The organism is Enterobacter cloacae complex sp. GYL001, assembly GCF_049237125.1.
Taxonomy (GTDB): Bacteria; Pseudomonadota; Gammaproteobacteria; order Enterobacterales; family Enterobacteriaceae; genus Enterobacter; species Enterobacter hormaechei_C.
This window is the reverse complement of sequence record NZ_JBMKGW010000019.1, coordinates 39,541-54,171: the sequence shown is the minus strand read 5'-3', so window position 1 is coordinate 54,171 and position 14,631 is coordinate 39,541. Positions and strand designations below refer to the sequence as shown.

Annotated in this window: 14 protein-coding genes; 3 read left to right on the top strand and 11 right to left on the bottom strand. The window is 55.8% G+C overall.

What is annotated here, in order from left to right; all coding sequences use genetic code 11:
* Window positions 1–333 precede the first annotated feature (333 nt).
* Window positions 334–615 carry a YjcB family protein gene (locus ACOTWU_RS22125; RefSeq protein WP_003860282.1) on the top strand — a complete coding sequence of 94 codons (282 nt, stop codon included), beginning with the start codon at window positions 334–336 and terminating at the stop codon, window positions 613–615.
* 61 nt (window positions 616–676) lie between these two features.
* On the opposite strand, the gene ssb1 is transcribed toward ACOTWU_RS22125, so the two are convergent.
* Window positions 677–1,207: a single-stranded DNA-binding protein SSB1 gene (gene ssb1, locus ACOTWU_RS22120; protein WP_006177466.1), complete on the bottom strand. Its 531-nt coding sequence runs from the start codon at window positions 1,205–1,207 to the stop codon at window positions 677–679.
* 251 nt (window positions 1,208–1,458) lie between these two features.
* On the opposite strand from ssb1, the gene uvrA reads away from it, so the two are divergent.
* Window positions 1,459–4,281, top strand: coding sequence for an excinuclease ABC subunit UvrA (gene uvrA, locus ACOTWU_RS22115; protein ID WP_003860287.1), 2,823 nt, complete (start codon window positions 1,459–1,461; stop codon window positions 4,279–4,281).
* A gap of 3 nt (window positions 4,282–4,284) precedes the next feature.
* Here the strand turns inward: uvrA and ACOTWU_RS22110 are convergent, their stop codons facing one another.
* From ACOTWU_RS22110 to dnaB, 6 genes are all read right to left on the bottom strand, one after another.
* Window positions 4,285–4,638 carry an MmcQ/YjbR family DNA-binding protein gene (locus tag ACOTWU_RS22110; protein WP_017382628.1) on the bottom strand — a complete coding sequence of 118 codons (354 nt, stop codon included), beginning with the start codon at window positions 4,636–4,638 and terminating at the stop codon, window positions 4,285–4,287.
* 2 nt (window positions 4,639–4,640) lie between these two features.
* Complete coding sequence (locus ACOTWU_RS22105) at window positions 4,641–5,057, bottom strand: secondary thiamine-phosphate synthase enzyme YjbQ (protein ID WP_047718423.1); 417 nt, start codon at window positions 5,055–5,057, stop codon at window positions 4,641–4,643.
* A gap of 112 nt (window positions 5,058–5,169) precedes the next feature.
* Window positions 5,170–5,883: an acid phosphatase AphA gene (aphA, locus tag ACOTWU_RS22100; protein WP_017382626.1), complete on the bottom strand. Its 714-nt coding sequence runs from the start codon at window positions 5,881–5,883 to the stop codon at window positions 5,170–5,172.
* A gap of 268 nt (window positions 5,884–6,151) precedes the next feature.
* Window positions 6,152–7,345: an aromatic amino acid transaminase gene (tyrB, locus tag ACOTWU_RS22095; protein ID WP_023295764.1), complete on the bottom strand. Its 1,194-nt coding sequence runs from the start codon at window positions 7,343–7,345 to the stop codon at window positions 6,152–6,154.
* A gap of 109 nt (window positions 7,346–7,454) precedes the next feature.
* Window positions 7,455–8,534 carry an alanine racemase gene (alr, locus tag ACOTWU_RS22090; protein WP_040117089.1) on the bottom strand — a complete coding sequence of 360 codons (1,080 nt, stop codon included), beginning with the start codon at window positions 8,532–8,534 and terminating at the stop codon, window positions 7,455–7,457.
* A 16-nt stretch (window positions 8,535–8,550) separates the two neighbouring features.
* Window positions 8,551–9,963, bottom strand: coding sequence for a replicative DNA helicase (gene dnaB / locus ACOTWU_RS22085; protein WP_003860298.1), 1,413 nt, complete (start codon window positions 9,961–9,963; stop codon window positions 8,551–8,553).
* 60 nt (window positions 9,964–10,023) lie between these two features.
* On the opposite strand from dnaB, the gene ACOTWU_RS22080 reads away from it, so the two are divergent.
* The gene (locus ACOTWU_RS22080; protein WP_003860300.1) at window positions 10,024–11,007 is read left to right on the top strand and encodes a quinone oxidoreductase; all 984 of its coding nucleotides are present in this window, start codon (window positions 10,024–10,026) and stop codon (window positions 11,005–11,007) included.
* A 184-nt stretch (window positions 11,008–11,191) separates the two neighbouring features.
* On the opposite strand, the gene pspG is transcribed toward ACOTWU_RS22080, so the two are convergent.
* The 4 genes from pspG to ACOTWU_RS22060 all read right to left on the bottom strand — a co-directional run bounded on the left by pspG (window position 11,192) and on the right by ACOTWU_RS22060 (window position 14,616).
* A complete protein-coding gene (gene pspG / locus ACOTWU_RS22075) occupies window positions 11,192–11,434 on the bottom strand; it encodes an envelope stress response protein PspG (protein ID WP_017382623.1) in 243 nt (80 codons plus the stop codon).
* A gap of 136 nt (window positions 11,435–11,570) precedes the next feature.
* Entirely contained in the window at window positions 11,571–12,566 is a 996-nt protein-coding gene (dusA, locus tag ACOTWU_RS22070) for a tRNA dihydrouridine(20/20a) synthase DusA (RefSeq protein WP_126499216.1), read from the bottom strand.
* An 82-nt stretch (window positions 12,567–12,648) separates the two neighbouring features.
* Entirely contained in the window at window positions 12,649–13,935 is a 1,287-nt protein-coding gene (gene traF / locus ACOTWU_RS22065; RefSeq protein ID WP_176601513.1) for a conjugal transfer protein TraF, read from the bottom strand.
* 192 nt (window positions 13,936–14,127) lie between these two features.
* Window positions 14,128–14,616 (bottom strand): cupin domain-containing protein, encoded by a 489-nt coding sequence (locus ACOTWU_RS22060; protein WP_017382621.1) that lies wholly within the window; start codon window positions 14,614–14,616, stop codon window positions 14,128–14,130.
* Window positions 14,617–14,631 lie beyond the last annotated feature (15 nt).

The window sequence follows — 14,631 nt, the reverse complement described above, 5'->3', positions numbered from 1 at the left end:
AAATCCAAAAAAGTCAATTAATTCAATGCGATGAATTATTTTTGCGGGTACATTTATTGTTCCAGACAAGCATAATCCATAGATATACTGCTGTAAACGCTATACAGCCGATGGCGTTTTGCAAAGGTTTTACTATCTGGATGAAATAAAAATAAAAATTCCGACCAGACGTCGTTCTGAGCGACGACGATATATTTTCCCCGGCAATAATCCCACTTTTACCTCACGCGGATACTGGCGAATAAAACAGCAAATGTGATATAGTTCACACATCTTATGTAACGAGAAACATTGTTTCATTCCAGTTCGTCTGTTTTGTCGAGGATGGGTTTTATGGCAACCATTACCACCAGCATGGTGCTCCTGCGCTGGCCGTTGTTGAGCGCGGTTTTGATGTTCCTGGCCAGCACGTTAAACATTCAGTTTCGAAAGTCCGACTACGCAGGTCTTGCTGTGATTAGCACCCTGTTAGGGTTGGGCGCCGCATGCTGGTTCGCGACAGGTTTGCTTGGCATTACGCTGGTAGACATTGCCGCCGTCTGGGAAAACATTAAAGTGGTGATGGTTGAAGCCATGAGCCACACTCCGCCAGACTGGCCGATGGTGATTACCTGATAGCCTGTTATAAAAAAACCCAGACATTGTCTGGGTTTTTTGTTTTTCACGCGTCTGGATATCAGAACGGGATATCGTCGTCGAAATCCATTGGCGGTTCGTTAGACGGTGCCGGAGCAGACTGCTGCTGCGGACGGGACTGCGCGCCGCCGCTGAACTGGTTGCCGCCCTGAGGCTGCTGAGGCTGACCCCAACCACCCTGCTGCTGATTCTGACCGCCACCTGCCGGTGCGCCACCGCCCTGACGACCACCCAGCATTTGCATGGTGCCGCCCACATTCACCACCACTTCCGTGGTGTACTTCTCAGCGCCGGATTGGTCGGTCCATTTGCGGGTACGCAGCTGGCCTTCGATATAGACCTGAGAACCTTTACGCAGATACTCACCGGCCACTTCGGCCAGTTTGCCAAACAGCACAACGCGGTGCCATTCGGTCTGCTCTTTCATTTCTCCGGTCGCTTTATCACGCCAGGATTCGGAAGTAGCCAGCGTAATGTTGGCAACTGCGCCACCACTCGGCATGTAGCGTACTTCCGGGTCCTGGCCCAGATTACCGACGAGAATCACCTTGTTTACGCCTCTGCTGGCCATGTTCGTGTCTCCTGAATACGTTTCTTAATAGTGTAAACGCGCGAGTGTACCATTTCCATGCTGCACTTTGATAGTTGCGTAGCACGTTCAAGAGTTCTCCCGCGAACTCGACATTGTTACACAGTGAATCAGAAAATGCATTCCAATACTGTATATTCAAACAGGTCATTTTGTGTCATAATTAGCCGTTTCTGACAGCCGTTTGTCCTTCAAACAAATCAGGCAATCCGTGTTCCAACCGGGAAAGGTGAATGGATAAGATCGAAGTTCGGGGCGCCCGCACCCATAATCTCAAGAATATCAACCTCATAATCCCTCGCGACAAACTCATCGTCGTGACCGGGCTTTCGGGGTCTGGCAAATCCTCACTGGCTTTCGACACTTTGTATGCCGAAGGACAGCGTCGTTACGTTGAATCGCTCTCGGCGTACGCGCGTCAGTTCCTGTCGCTGATGGAAAAACCGGATGTCGACCACATTGAAGGGTTGTCCCCTGCTATCTCCATTGAGCAGAAATCCACATCGCATAACCCGCGCTCCACGGTCGGTACCATTACCGAAATCCATGACTACCTGCGTCTGCTGTATGCGCGCGTGGGCGAGCCGCGCTGCCCGGACCACGATGTCCCGCTGGCGGCACAAACCGTGAGCCAGATGGTGGATAACGTGCTGTCGCAGCCGGAAGGCAAACGCCTGATGCTGCTGGCGCCAATCATTAAAGAGCGTAAGGGCGAACACACTAAAACGCTGGAAAACCTGGCAAGCCAGGGCTATATCCGCGCCCGTATCGACGGCGAAGTGTGTGACCTGTCCGATCCGCCAAAGCTGGAGCTGCAAAAGAAACACACCATCGAAGTGGTGATTGACCGCTTTAAGGTACGTGAAGATCTGGCGACGCGTCTGGCGGAATCCTTTGAAACGGCGCTGGAACTGTCGGGTGGCACGGCGGTGGTGTCAGACATGGACGATGCAAAAGCGGAAGAGCTGCTCTTCTCCGCCAACTTCGCCTGTCCGATTTGCGGCTACAGCATGCGCGAGCTGGAACCGCGCCTGTTCTCGTTCAACAACCCGGCGGGCGCGTGCCCGACCTGTGACGGCCTGGGCGTTCAGCAGTATTTCGACCCGGACCGTGTGATCCAAAACCCGGAACTGTCGCTGGCGGGTGGCGCTATTCGCGGCTGGGATAAGCGTAATTTTTACTACTTCCAGATGCTGAAATCGCTGGCTGAGCACTATAAGTTCGACGTTGAAGCCCCGTGGGCCAGCCTGAGCGCGAACGTACATAAAGTGATCCTGTTCGGTTCCGGCAAAGAGAATATTGAGTTCAAGTACATGAACGATCGCGGTGACACTTCCGTGCGTCGCCACCCGTTCGAAGGGGTGTTGCACAACATGGAGCGCCGCTACAAAGAGACCGAATCCAGCGCGGTGCGTGAGGAGCTGGCGAAGTTCATCAGCAACCGCTCCTGCGCCACCTGCGAGGGTACACGTCTGCGTCGCGAAGCGCGTCACGTGTTTGTCGAAAACACGGCGCTGCCGACCATCTCAGACATGAGCATCGGCCACGCGATGGACTTCTTCAACAACCTGAAGCTCTCCGGTCAGCGCGCGAAAATCGCTGAAAAAGTGCTGAAAGAGATCGGCGATCGCCTCAAGTTCCTCGTGAACGTCGGTCTGAACTACCTGACGCTTTCCCGCTCGGCTGAAACGCTGTCCGGCGGTGAAGCCCAGCGTATCCGTCTGGCGAGCCAGATTGGCGCGGGCTTAGTCGGCGTGATGTACGTGCTGGATGAGCCGTCTATCGGCCTGCACCAGCGCGACAACGAACGCCTGCTCGGCACGCTGGTTCACCTGCGTAACCTCGGCAACACGGTAATCGTGGTCGAGCACGACGAAGATGCGATCCGCGCCGCGGACCACGTGATCGACATCGGCCCGGGCGCAGGCGTACACGGCGGCCAGGTGGTCGCGGAAGGGACGCTGAAAGACATCATGGCGGTGCCTGAATCGCTGACCGGCCAGTACATGAGCGGCAAGCGCAAAATTGAAGTGCCGAAACAGCGCGTGGCGGCGAACCCGGAAAAAGTGCTGAAGCTGACCGGCGCGCGCGGCAACAACCTGAAGGACGTGACCCTGACGCTGCCTGTCGGGCTGTTTACCTGCATCACCGGCGTGTCCGGTTCCGGTAAATCGACGCTGATCAACGATACGCTGTTCCCGATTGCGCAGACGGCGCTGAACGGCGCGACGCTGGCCGAGCCTGCGCCGTACCGCGACATTCAGGGGCTGGAGCATTTCGACAAGGTTATCGACATCGATCAGAGCCCGATTGGCCGTACGCCGCGTTCCAACCCGGCGACCTATACCGGCGTCTTTACGCCCGTACGTGAACTCTTTGCCGGCGTGCCGGAAGCGCGTTCACGCGGCTATACGCCAGGCCGTTTCAGCTTTAACGTGCGCGGCGGCCGCTGTGAAGCGTGCCAGGGCGACGGCGTAATCAAGGTTGAGATGCACTTCCTGCCGGATATCTACGTGCCGTGCGACCAGTGCAAAGGTAAGCGTTATAACCGCGAAACGCTGGAGATTAAGTACAAAGGCAAGACCATCCACGAAGTGCTGGATATGACCATCGAAGAGGCGCGCGAGTTCTTTGACGCCGTCCCTGCGCTGGCGCGTAAGCTGCAAACCCTGATGGATGTGGGTCTGACCTATATTCGTCTGGGGCAGTCAGCGACAACGCTGTCCGGCGGTGAAGCGCAGCGCGTGAAGCTGGCGCGTGAGCTGTCCAAACGCGGTACCGGTCAGACGCTGTATATTCTGGATGAGCCGACCACCGGCCTGCACTTTGCGGATATCCAGCAGCTGCTGGACGTGCTGCACCAGCTGCGCGATCAGGGCAACACCATCGTGGTGATTGAGCACAACCTGGACGTGATTAAAACCGCTGACTGGATTGTCGATCTCGGCCCGGAAGGCGGCAGCGGCGGCGGTGAAATCCTCGTCTCCGGTACGCCAGAGACCGTTGCAGAGTGCGAAGCCTCGCACACCGCGCGCTTCCTCAAACCGTTGCTGTAATCGTCACACAGAGAGCTGCTGTCGGATCGTTTCCGGCAGCAGTTCAACCGCCTGTAGATACGACGCATCCACCAGGTAGTAAATTTGCGAATCTGGCAGCGAGCCGTCGAGAAACACCGTACTCCAGTGCGCTTTATTCAGATGCTTACTTGGCCTGACATCATCGTGCTGCTGGCGCAGTAAGTCGGCCAGTTCCGGACTGGTTTTCAGTGATGCCGCAGGCCGCGCATCCACCTCTTTCACCATCGCGAACAGCACATCACCCACTTTGATCTGCGTGGCTTTCCAGTCGCTGTGAACGCTTTGTTCCGCACCCGGCTTACTCATGCAGTACTGAAGTATCTCCGAAATTGTCATCTTTATTCCCCTTGTAGCGTTGCGATAATTTTACGCGAACCACCGTGAATGCGATGTTCTCCCAGCCAGATCCCCTGCCACGTTCCCAGCAGTAGCCGTCCGTTGTGGACCGGCAGCATCAACGATACGCCCAGCAGGGAGGATTTAATATGCGAAGGCATATCGTCCGCCCCCTCATAGTCATGCTCATAAGGCGCGTTGTCCGGGACGCTCTTCAGAAAATGGTGCTCCATGTCGGACCGGACGGTGGGATCGCAATTTTCATTGAGCGTGAGAGAAGCAGACGTGTGCTGAAGCAGCAGATGCAGCAAACCCGTTTTGACGCGCGACAGGTCGCGGATTTGCCCGATGACTTCGTCCGTCACAAGGTGAAATCCGCGTGGTTTTGCGCTTAAGGTCAGGGTCTGTTGATACCACATGTGCTGCTCCATTATGAAAGGTGAATCTTTCTAAGTGTGCAGCAAGAAAGCGAAAGGTAAAACCCGCGCGGCGAGATTTGCTTAAAAAAGCATTCACCCCGCCGTTAATGCGTCAGTATTCAGAGTTAACGATCACCTCTTCACCAAATTTTCCGGCCATCGGCAGCGGTCGGTAGGTGGAGTTCGAGGCGCGTAACACCCTGATGCCTCTGGCTCCCACGTCTTGCGCCGCGGTGATGTCGTTATCTGAATCCCCGTAGAACACTTTGATATTTTTCTTTTCCAGCCACTGGGTTTTGGTGTTTTGCCCTTCCTGGTCCCCGGCAAAAATGACCGGGTTCATGCTGGCCGCCGGGATCAGGAAATCATCCTGTAGCGTTTTCGAGACGGTTTCGGTTTTGGTCTGGCTACGTCCGGTCACGAAGTAAATGCTGTCGCCGCGCTTTACGTGCATGGCGATCAGCGCGCGGGCAACCTCTTTCGGGATACTGAACTCATCCCAGCCGTTGTTCATCTTTTCCCAGAATTCCGGGTTTTTCAGATAGGCTTCGCTGTCCGGGGAGTACGTTTTTTTACCGCGCCAGAAACCGGGGCTGGAGAAGAGAACGGTATCGTCAATATCGAAGCCCACGGCTATCGGCGGGCGACCCGTCAGGCTATTTTCGATTTGTGCCACTGAAACCCAGTGAATGGGAGCCTGTTCGGCAAGAATGGCGGCGGTAGTGCCGGTGTAAAGCGGCGTGGGTGCAGAAGCCCGTGCAACAACGGCGCTATTAAGCGAGAACAATAAGCAGGCGGCGCTGAGCGCCAGTGTGATCTTGCGCATATTTTCCCCTGAATATTCAGTTTGTTATCTTTTTATTTTGAGCGGATGGTCAAAAAACTATCCGACCATAACCCCAGCGGTAGGGGAAGGAAAGGAGTTTTTACTTATGGAGCTGAATAAAAAGAAGACGATCACAAAGCGCAGAAGAAACGTGTAGGTCCGGGAAGCGAAGCGCCACCGGGCAATGACTGGCACCGGCGCGAACAAAAAAGCCGGGTGGCGGCTACGCCTTACCCGGCCTACATACAGTATGCAAGTAAGTGAATGCTTACATTACGGATGCAAACGCCTGCGCCACGCGCTGGACGTTGCTGGCATTCAGACCCGCCACGCACATACGGCCGCTGGCGATCAGGTAGACACCGAACTCTTCGCGCAGGCGATCGACCTGCGCTGCGCTCAGTCCGGTGTAGCTGAACATCCCGCGTTGCTTGAGAAGATAATCAAAGTTATGCCCAGGCACGGCCTCTTTCAGGACGTTAACCAGCTCCTGACGCATCGACAGGATGCGCTTACGCATCGCTTCCACTTCCGCAAGCCAGGACGCTTTCAGCGTTTCGTCACCGAGAACTGTCGCCACCACCTGCGCACCAAAGTTCGGCGGGCTGGAGTAGATACGGCGGACCGTCGCTTTCAGCTGACCGAGTACGCGTCCCGCGGCTTCGGCGTCTTCACACACCACGGACAGGCCGCCAACGCGCTCGCCGTACAGGGAGAAGATTTTTGAGAACGAGTTGCTGACCAGAGCGGGAAGCCCCGCGCTGGCAATCGCGCGAATGGCGTAGGCGTCTTCCTCCATGCCCGCGCCAAAGCCCTGATAGGCGATGTCGAGGAACGGGATCAGGTTACGCGCCTTCAGTATCTCGATCACCGCATCCCACTGGGCATCGGTGAGGTCCGCACCGGTCGGGTTATGGCAGCACGGATGCAGCAATACGATACTGCGCTCCGGCAGGGTGTTCAGTTTTTCCAGCAGCGCATCAACGCGCACGCCGTTGGTTTCGCTGTCGAACCACGGATAGGTCGCCACCTTAAAGCCCGCGCCCTCGAAGATCGCAACGTGGTTTTCCCACGTCGGGTCGCTGACCCACACGCCGGAATCCGGGAAGTACTTTTTCAGGAAATCTGCGCCTACCTTTAGCGCACCCGAGCCACCCAGCGTCTGGATAGTCGCCACGCGCTTTTGCGCGAGCACCGCGTGGTCCGCACCAAACAGCAGCGGCGCGATAGTGTTGCGGTAGGTGTTTAATCCTTCCATCGGCAGATAAAGCGAAGCACCGTGCGGGGTTGCGTTCAGACGCGCTTCAGCTTCGGCAACGGCTTTCAACTGAGGAATGATGCCGTCTTCGTTGTAGTAAAGACCAATGCTGAGGTTCACTTTGTCGCTGCGAGGATCTTCTTTGAAACGCTCCATCAAGGAGAGGATAGGGTCGCCGGCGTAGGCGTCTACTTTCTGAAACACGCGATGTTCTCCGGATTATTATGAGGCAGGGCATTCAACAATAAACCGGAAGCGGAAGAAGATCGAGGGGATGTTAACAGAAGCGGGATGCATCGCATCCCGCTCATGCTTAGTCGACGTATTTCATCGCGACCCTTGAGGTAAGGCGCGTGATAAGTTCGTAAGCACTCACTTTTGTTATTTCAGCAATACGCTCTACCGGCAGGCCTTCCCCCCACATCACCGCATCGTCCCCCGCTTTATCCTGCGCGTCGGGCCCAAGATCAACACAAATCATGTCCATCGCCACGCGACCGACAATCTTGACTTCGCGTCCATTGACCAGCACCGGCGTCCCTGTTGGCGCGGCGCGGGGATAGCCGTCGCCGTAGCCCATCGCCACCACGCCAAGACGCGTGTCGTGCTCGCTGGTCCAGGTGCCGCCGTAACCCACCGGCTCTCCCGCTTTGTGCTCACGCACGGCAATCAGCTTTGAAACCAGCGACATAACCGGCTTAAAGCCAAAGTCCGGCCCCCAGGGTTTGTTCTCCAGCGGCGAAACGCCATAAAGAATGATGCCCGGACGCGCCCAGTCGAAGTGCGACTGCGGCCATAGCAGGATCCCGCCGGACGCCGCAATGGAGCGCATCCCCGATTTGCCTTCGCAGAAGGTGTTGAAGATATCAAGCTGCTGTTCTGTTGCGCCGCATTCAGGCTCATCGGCGCGGGCAAAGTGGCTGACGATATTCACTGGCTGACGCACATTTTTGCACTGACTCAGACGCTGATAAAACGCCTCCGCGCTTTCCGGCCGCACGCCCAGACGGTGCATGCCCGTGTCGAGCTTCATCCAGACGGTGACCGGCTCGCTCAGTTCAGCCGTTTCCAGCGCGGCCAGCTGTTCTTCGTTATGCACCGCCGTGTGCAGGTGCTGATCGGCAATGGTCGGCAGGTCCGAGGCTTCAAAAAAGCCTTCCAGGAGCAGTATCGGTTGCGTAATTCCACCTGCGCGCAGGTGGAGAGCTTCTTCGAGACGGGCGACGCCAAAAGCGTCGGCATCGGGGAGCGTTCGCGCGGTCTCAAGAAGACCGTGTCCGTAAGCGTTCGCTTTCACGACTGCAACGAGCTGACTGGCGGGCGCCAGTTCTCGCAGACGTTGCAGGTTGTGTCGCAGAGCGCGGCGGTTAATAACAACAGTTGCCGCTTGCATTTGAATTCCTTAGAAATTACTCATCATCATATTGAGGACCGGCATAGTTGTCGAAACGCGACCACTGGCCGTTAAAGGTCAGACGTACCGTACCGATGGGGCCGTTACGTTGCTTACCAATAATAATTTCGGCGATCCCTTTCAGATCGCTGTTCTCGTGATAAACCTCATCACGGTAGATGAACATGATTAAGTCGGCATCCTGCTCGATGGAGCCGGATTCACGCAGGTCGGAGTTGACCGGGCGCTTGTCTGCACGTTGTTCCAGAGAGCGGTTAAGCTGCGATAGCGCCACCACCGGCACGTGCAGCTCTTTGGCTAACGCCTTGAGCGAGCGGGAAATCTCGGCAATCTCCAGCGTACGGTTGTCGGAAAGCGACGGAACGCGCATCAGCTGAAGGTAGTCGATCATGATGAGGCCGATGCCACCGTGTTCACGGGCGATACGGCGCGCGCGGGAGCGCACTTCCGTCGGCGTCAGGCCGGAGGAGTCATCGATATAGATGTTCCGTTTTTCCAGCAAAATCCCCATGGTGCCGGAGATCCGCGCCCAGTCCTCATCGTCCAGCTGACCGGTACGGATGCGGGTCTGATCCACGCGCGACAGGGACGCCAGAGAACGCATCATGATCTGTTCAGAGGGCATCTCAAGACTGAAGATAAGCACCGGCTTATCCTGCAACATCGCCGCGTTTTCGACGAGGTTCATCGCAAATGTCGTTTTACCCATCGACGGACGCGCCGCGACGATAATCAAATCCGATGGCTGAAGACCTGCCGTTTTCTTGTTGAGATCGTCATAACCGGTGTTCACCCCCGTCACGCCATCGTGCGGCTGCTGGAAAAGCTGCTCAATACGCGCAACCGTGGCGTCGAGCACATCGGCGATATTTTTCGGGCCTTCGTCTTTGTTCGCACGGCTTTCGGCGATTTTAAAGACGCGGGATTCCGCCAGGTCGAGCAGATCTTCGCTGGTGCGCCCCTGGGGATCGAAACCGGCCTCGGCGATCTCATTCGCCACCGAGATCATCTCGCGGACAACGGCACGTTCACGAACGATATCAGCGTAAGCGCTGATGTTCGCGGCACTTGGCGTGTTTTTTGACAGTTCTGCCAGATAGGCAAATCCGCCGACGCTGTCGAGCTGTCCCAGACGCTCCAGCGATTCTGCGAGCGTAATCAGGTCGATAGGGCTGCCCGACTCCTGCAAACGCGCCATTTCCGTAAAGATATGGCGGTGCGGGCGGGTATAGAAGTCTTCCGCGACAACACGCTCGGCGACGTCGTCCCAGCGTTCGTTATCCAGCATTAAACCGCCCAACACCGACTGTTCCGCTTCAATCGAGTGCGGCGGGACTTTTAACCCGGCGACCTGATAATCACGCTCACGAGGTTCAGTCTGTTTGTTGAAGGGTTTGTTTCCTGCCATAGTGAATGGAGTTACCGAGATAAAGAGTGGGTCGAAAGATTACCACATTCTGGAGGAAGCATGGCAACACGTATTGAATTTCACAAGCATGGTGGCCCTGACGTACTCAAAGCGGTGGAATTTACCCCCGCTGCGCCTGGCGAGAACGAAATCCAGGTGGAAAACAAAGCGATCGGCATTAACTACATCGATACCTATATTCGCGGCGGCCTCTATCCGCCTCCGTCGATGCCGAGCGGACTGGGCACCGAGGCGGCCGGTATCGTCAGCAAAGTGGGCAGCGCGGTTAAGCACATTAAGGAAGGCGATCGCGTGGTGTACGCGCAGTCGGCGCTGGGCGCTTACAGCTCCATCCATAACGTTCCGGCCGAGAAAGCGGCGCTTCTGCCAAATGCGATCGGCTTCGAGCAGGCTGCCGCCTCATTCCTGAAAGGGCTGACGGTCTATTATCTGCTGCGCAAAACCTACGAAATTAAGCCTGACGAGCAATTCCTGTTTCACGCAGCCGCAGGTGGCGTGGGGCTGATTGCCTGCCAGTGGGCGAAAGCCCTGGGCGCGAAGCTGATCGGCACCACTGGCAGCGCGCAAAAAGCGCAGCGCGCGCTGGACGCGGGCGCATGGCAGGTGATCAACTACCGGGAAGAGAGCATAGTTGAGCGGCTGAAAGAGATCACTGGCGGCAAAAAGGTCCGCGTGGTGTATGACTCGGTGGGGAAAGACACCTGGGAATCTTCGCTGGACTGCCTGCAACGTCGCGGGCTGATGGTGAGCTTCGGAAACGCCTCCGGGGCAGTCACCGGCGTCAACCTGGGCATTCTGAATCAGAAAGGGTCGCTATATGTCACTCGCCCTTCCCTGCAAGGTTACATCACCAACCGGGAAGAACTTGAGGAAGCCAGCAACGAGCTGTTCTCGCTGATCGCCAGTGGGGTAATTAAAGTGGATGTGGCAGAGGCGCAGAAATATCCGCTGACCGATGCGCAGCGCGCGCATGAGGTGCTGGAGAGCCGGGCAACGCAGGGATCAAGTCTGTTAATTCCCTGAGCCATAAAAAGAAATTGGGCTTCCCGTGGGAAGCCCTTTCTTTTTTTAGTTCGGCTGTATGTAGGGTACAGCTCGATGAATTCTTTAGCGGCAGCCATAGTGACAGATTCGATAAGTAAATCCTATTCTGTTCTAAGGATTGCTGCCGGAAAAGTTGCAGGTATGTGACGTACACCTCAATACCTTAGTAACGGAAGCGGTTATTACGCTGATAAGTGGGCAGTTTTGGTGATTTAATCGCCCGTATCGCCCATACCACCGCAATCGCCAGAAGTAACCACGGCAAGAGTTTAATCGTCAGGGCAAATAAACCGCCAACAAACATCACCACCGTGGCCACGACGAGCGCGGCCAGGATACCGAGCAGCGATACGCCCGTGACCATCAGCATGATAAAGAAGCCAATCACAAAAAGTAGTTCCAGCATGGTGCTCTCCCACGAGTTCCCGAATGATGCTGCGATCGTTACAAGAAACATGCCAAAAATAAGTCGTTGTTCTGAAAGCAAAACGCCCCGCAATGTCTTGCAGGGCGTGGCGTATTTGACCATCTTTTAGCGAAATTTAACGTTTATCCGCAACCAGACGCAGCGCGTGTTCCAGGACCTCAATATCCGCACCGGCCTTATGCGCGTTCTCGCTGAGATAACGACGCCACTGGCGCGCGCCAGGAATGCCCTGGAACAGGCCAAGCATATGGCGGGTAATATGGCCCAGATACGTACCATGACTCAGCTCGCGCTCAATGTACGGATACATGGCGCGCACTACTGCCACGGGATCGGTGTCAGCACCGTCAACGCCAAAGATTTCCCGGTCAACCGTCGCCAGAATGCCCGGATTCTGATACGCCTCGCGTCCGACCATCACGCCATCCATATGTTCGAGATGCGCTTTGGCCTCGTCCAGCGACGTAATACCGCCGTTGATCGACATGGTCAGGTGCGGGAAGTCGCGTTTTAGCTGGTACACACGCGGGTAGTCCAGCGGCGGGATCTCGCGGTTTTCTTTCGGGCTGAGGCCAGAGAGCCAGGCTTTACGGGCGTGGATGATAAACATCTCGCATTCACCCTTCCCTGATACGGTGTTGATGAAATCACACAGAAACTCGTAGCTGTCCTGGTCGTCTATGCCGATACGGGTTTTGACCGTAACCGGGATAGAGACGACGTCGCGCATCGCTTTGATACAGTCCGCCACCAGATGTGCATTACCCATCAGACACGCGCCGAACATACCGTTTTGCACTCGGTCAGACGGGCAACCGACGTTGAGGTTAATCTCGTCATAGCCGCGTTCTTCAGCCAGCTTCGCGCACTGCGCCAGCGCAGCCGGATCGCTGCCACCCAGTTGCAGCGCAACCGGATGCTCCTCTTCGCTGTACGCCAGATAATCGCCCTTGCCGTGAATAATTGCGCCGGTAGTGACCATTTCGCTGTACAGCAGCGTATGGCGGGAGAGCTGACGCAGGAAATAGCGGCAGTGTCTGTCCGTCCAGTCGAGCATTGGCGCAATGGAGAAACGGTGTGCAGGGAAAGCGGTCTGGAATTCTGACGACATGGCGAAGTTTTAAGCATCTGGTGGAAAAGGGGCGCTACTATAGCACAAAGAAAAGCCGGAGGCGCAGCGCCTCCGGTGTACTTTAGAACGTCATGCTCAACTGTGCCCCTGCGCCCCAGGTCTCGTCTTCGCCATAAAGCCCCATCAGGTCAACGTGGACGGAGTTGAACGGCGCGAAACCGACACCGCCGGTAAAGACGTTGCTGTCGTTCCCTTTCATATCCGCACGATAACCGGCGCGTACTGCCAGCCAGCTCAGTGGCGTGACTTCGGCACCAACGCCAACGTACTGGGAGGTGTCTTCGCTTTTAAAGCCCTTGGTTTCGGTCAGATCGCCGTCTGCGGTCAGCGTGACCAGATCGTTGTGCCAGGCGGCCCCGGCAGTGACCAGCGGACGGATCTGATAAGTGTCTTTATAACTCACCACCTCTCCCGTACGCCCGTTGCGGATGCGGATATCTTTGGTATCGATATCGCGCGACATCAGGTTTTGCCCGCTCACGCCGACCGTCCAGTTTTCACCGAAATCAGCAGCAATACCGGCATCGACGTTGAAGCCAGTGTCGTCGGTACGGTAGCGGCTGTCGTTCCACTTATTACTGTCGTAATCGTAGATTGAAGTGGTGTAGTTATAGAGCCAGGTTTTTTGCAGCTTCGGCGTGACGCCAACGGAAACCGGAACGCCGCCAAGATCGAACTGACGGGCCACCGCAATACCGTAGTCGGATACAATCGCCGCCCGACCAGACGCCGTAGAGTTAAGGTTTTTGGTGATCTGATCGGTGCCGTTTAGCGCGGCATCCAGCGCCACACCGGCAGCCACCGCATCGCTTCGTTGTATACCGCGCAGATAATCAATGTCCTGCTGATCGATTGAAGAGCTGACCCGGCCATGGGCATAGCCTTTTGCCATAAAGGCCACGGAAAGAACATCGTTAGGGATACTGACGGCAATCCCCGCCCCTGCGGTGGCGTGTGCGGTCTTGCCTTTCAGGTAGTCCAGTTCATCAGCGAGATCTTTCGCTGCGCCCTGGAACTGATTGATCGAACCTAATGGATTGGTGATAACTTCAATGGGGGTCAGACTATCAACCACATCCTTGTAATGATTGATTTTGTCATTAATGGTATCAATCTCGTCCTGAAGATTGTCTTCATCGGTCACCTGTACGCCAACGGACGGCAAAATAACCGTCACATCATCCTCGGGCTTAGATTTTGCCAGTAACGCGGGGTTGATTAACGCCCCGCTGCCATAGCTCCCTGCCGCGACACCCGTTCCGCCCATTGCGTCGCTACGCGCTTCCGTCCAGGTATTGGCTGCTCCCGCCTGATTTGCCATAAAAAAGGAGACAGCGATGCTAACCATCGAAAATTTAAAATGTTTTTTCACAGTGTGCTCGTAAATAGTTTGTTATTAGTTAACCCTGTCTGTTATCACCCAAACAGGAACGAACTATTGCTGTGAATAAGTGCAAAAAGACCCGCTATTTCCTTAAGTTAAATTCCATCCCGGCCTGTTGTAATATGTGACGACCATCAATATTTATAGAAGAGGAAATTATTTTCGCCCAGGTTTTCCATCGTGCGGCCCAAAAAACTGAGGCGGATGGTCGACCCAGCGGTCTTCGCGCGTCGCGGCATACACCGGATTGAGCGGATAGTAGATGCGGTTATGTTTTTTATTGGCCTCACCCACCACCAGTAAGCGCACCTCTTCATCGGTATTGTTGATAAAGGTGTGACACACGCCCGTCCCGGCTGGAAATCCCACGCTGTCTCCGGGTTCGAGCTTCCATAAATAGCCATTGATCCAGGCCTCAGGGTAACCCTCCAGAACGTAAACAAACTCCTCTTCGTCGCTTTCCGCATGCGGATAAGACGTACGGCGTCCGGGTGGCAGCCGTTCATGGTGAATACCAATGCGGCCGAGACCCAGCCTGCGGGCCAGCGGCGCGCCAACAGAAAAACGTTCGTTGCTGTCAGGATACGTTGCGTCATCAGCGCCTTCCACGTCCCGCCAGTGCCGAATACAGTCAGGTCTTTTCATTTTGCGATCTCCTGA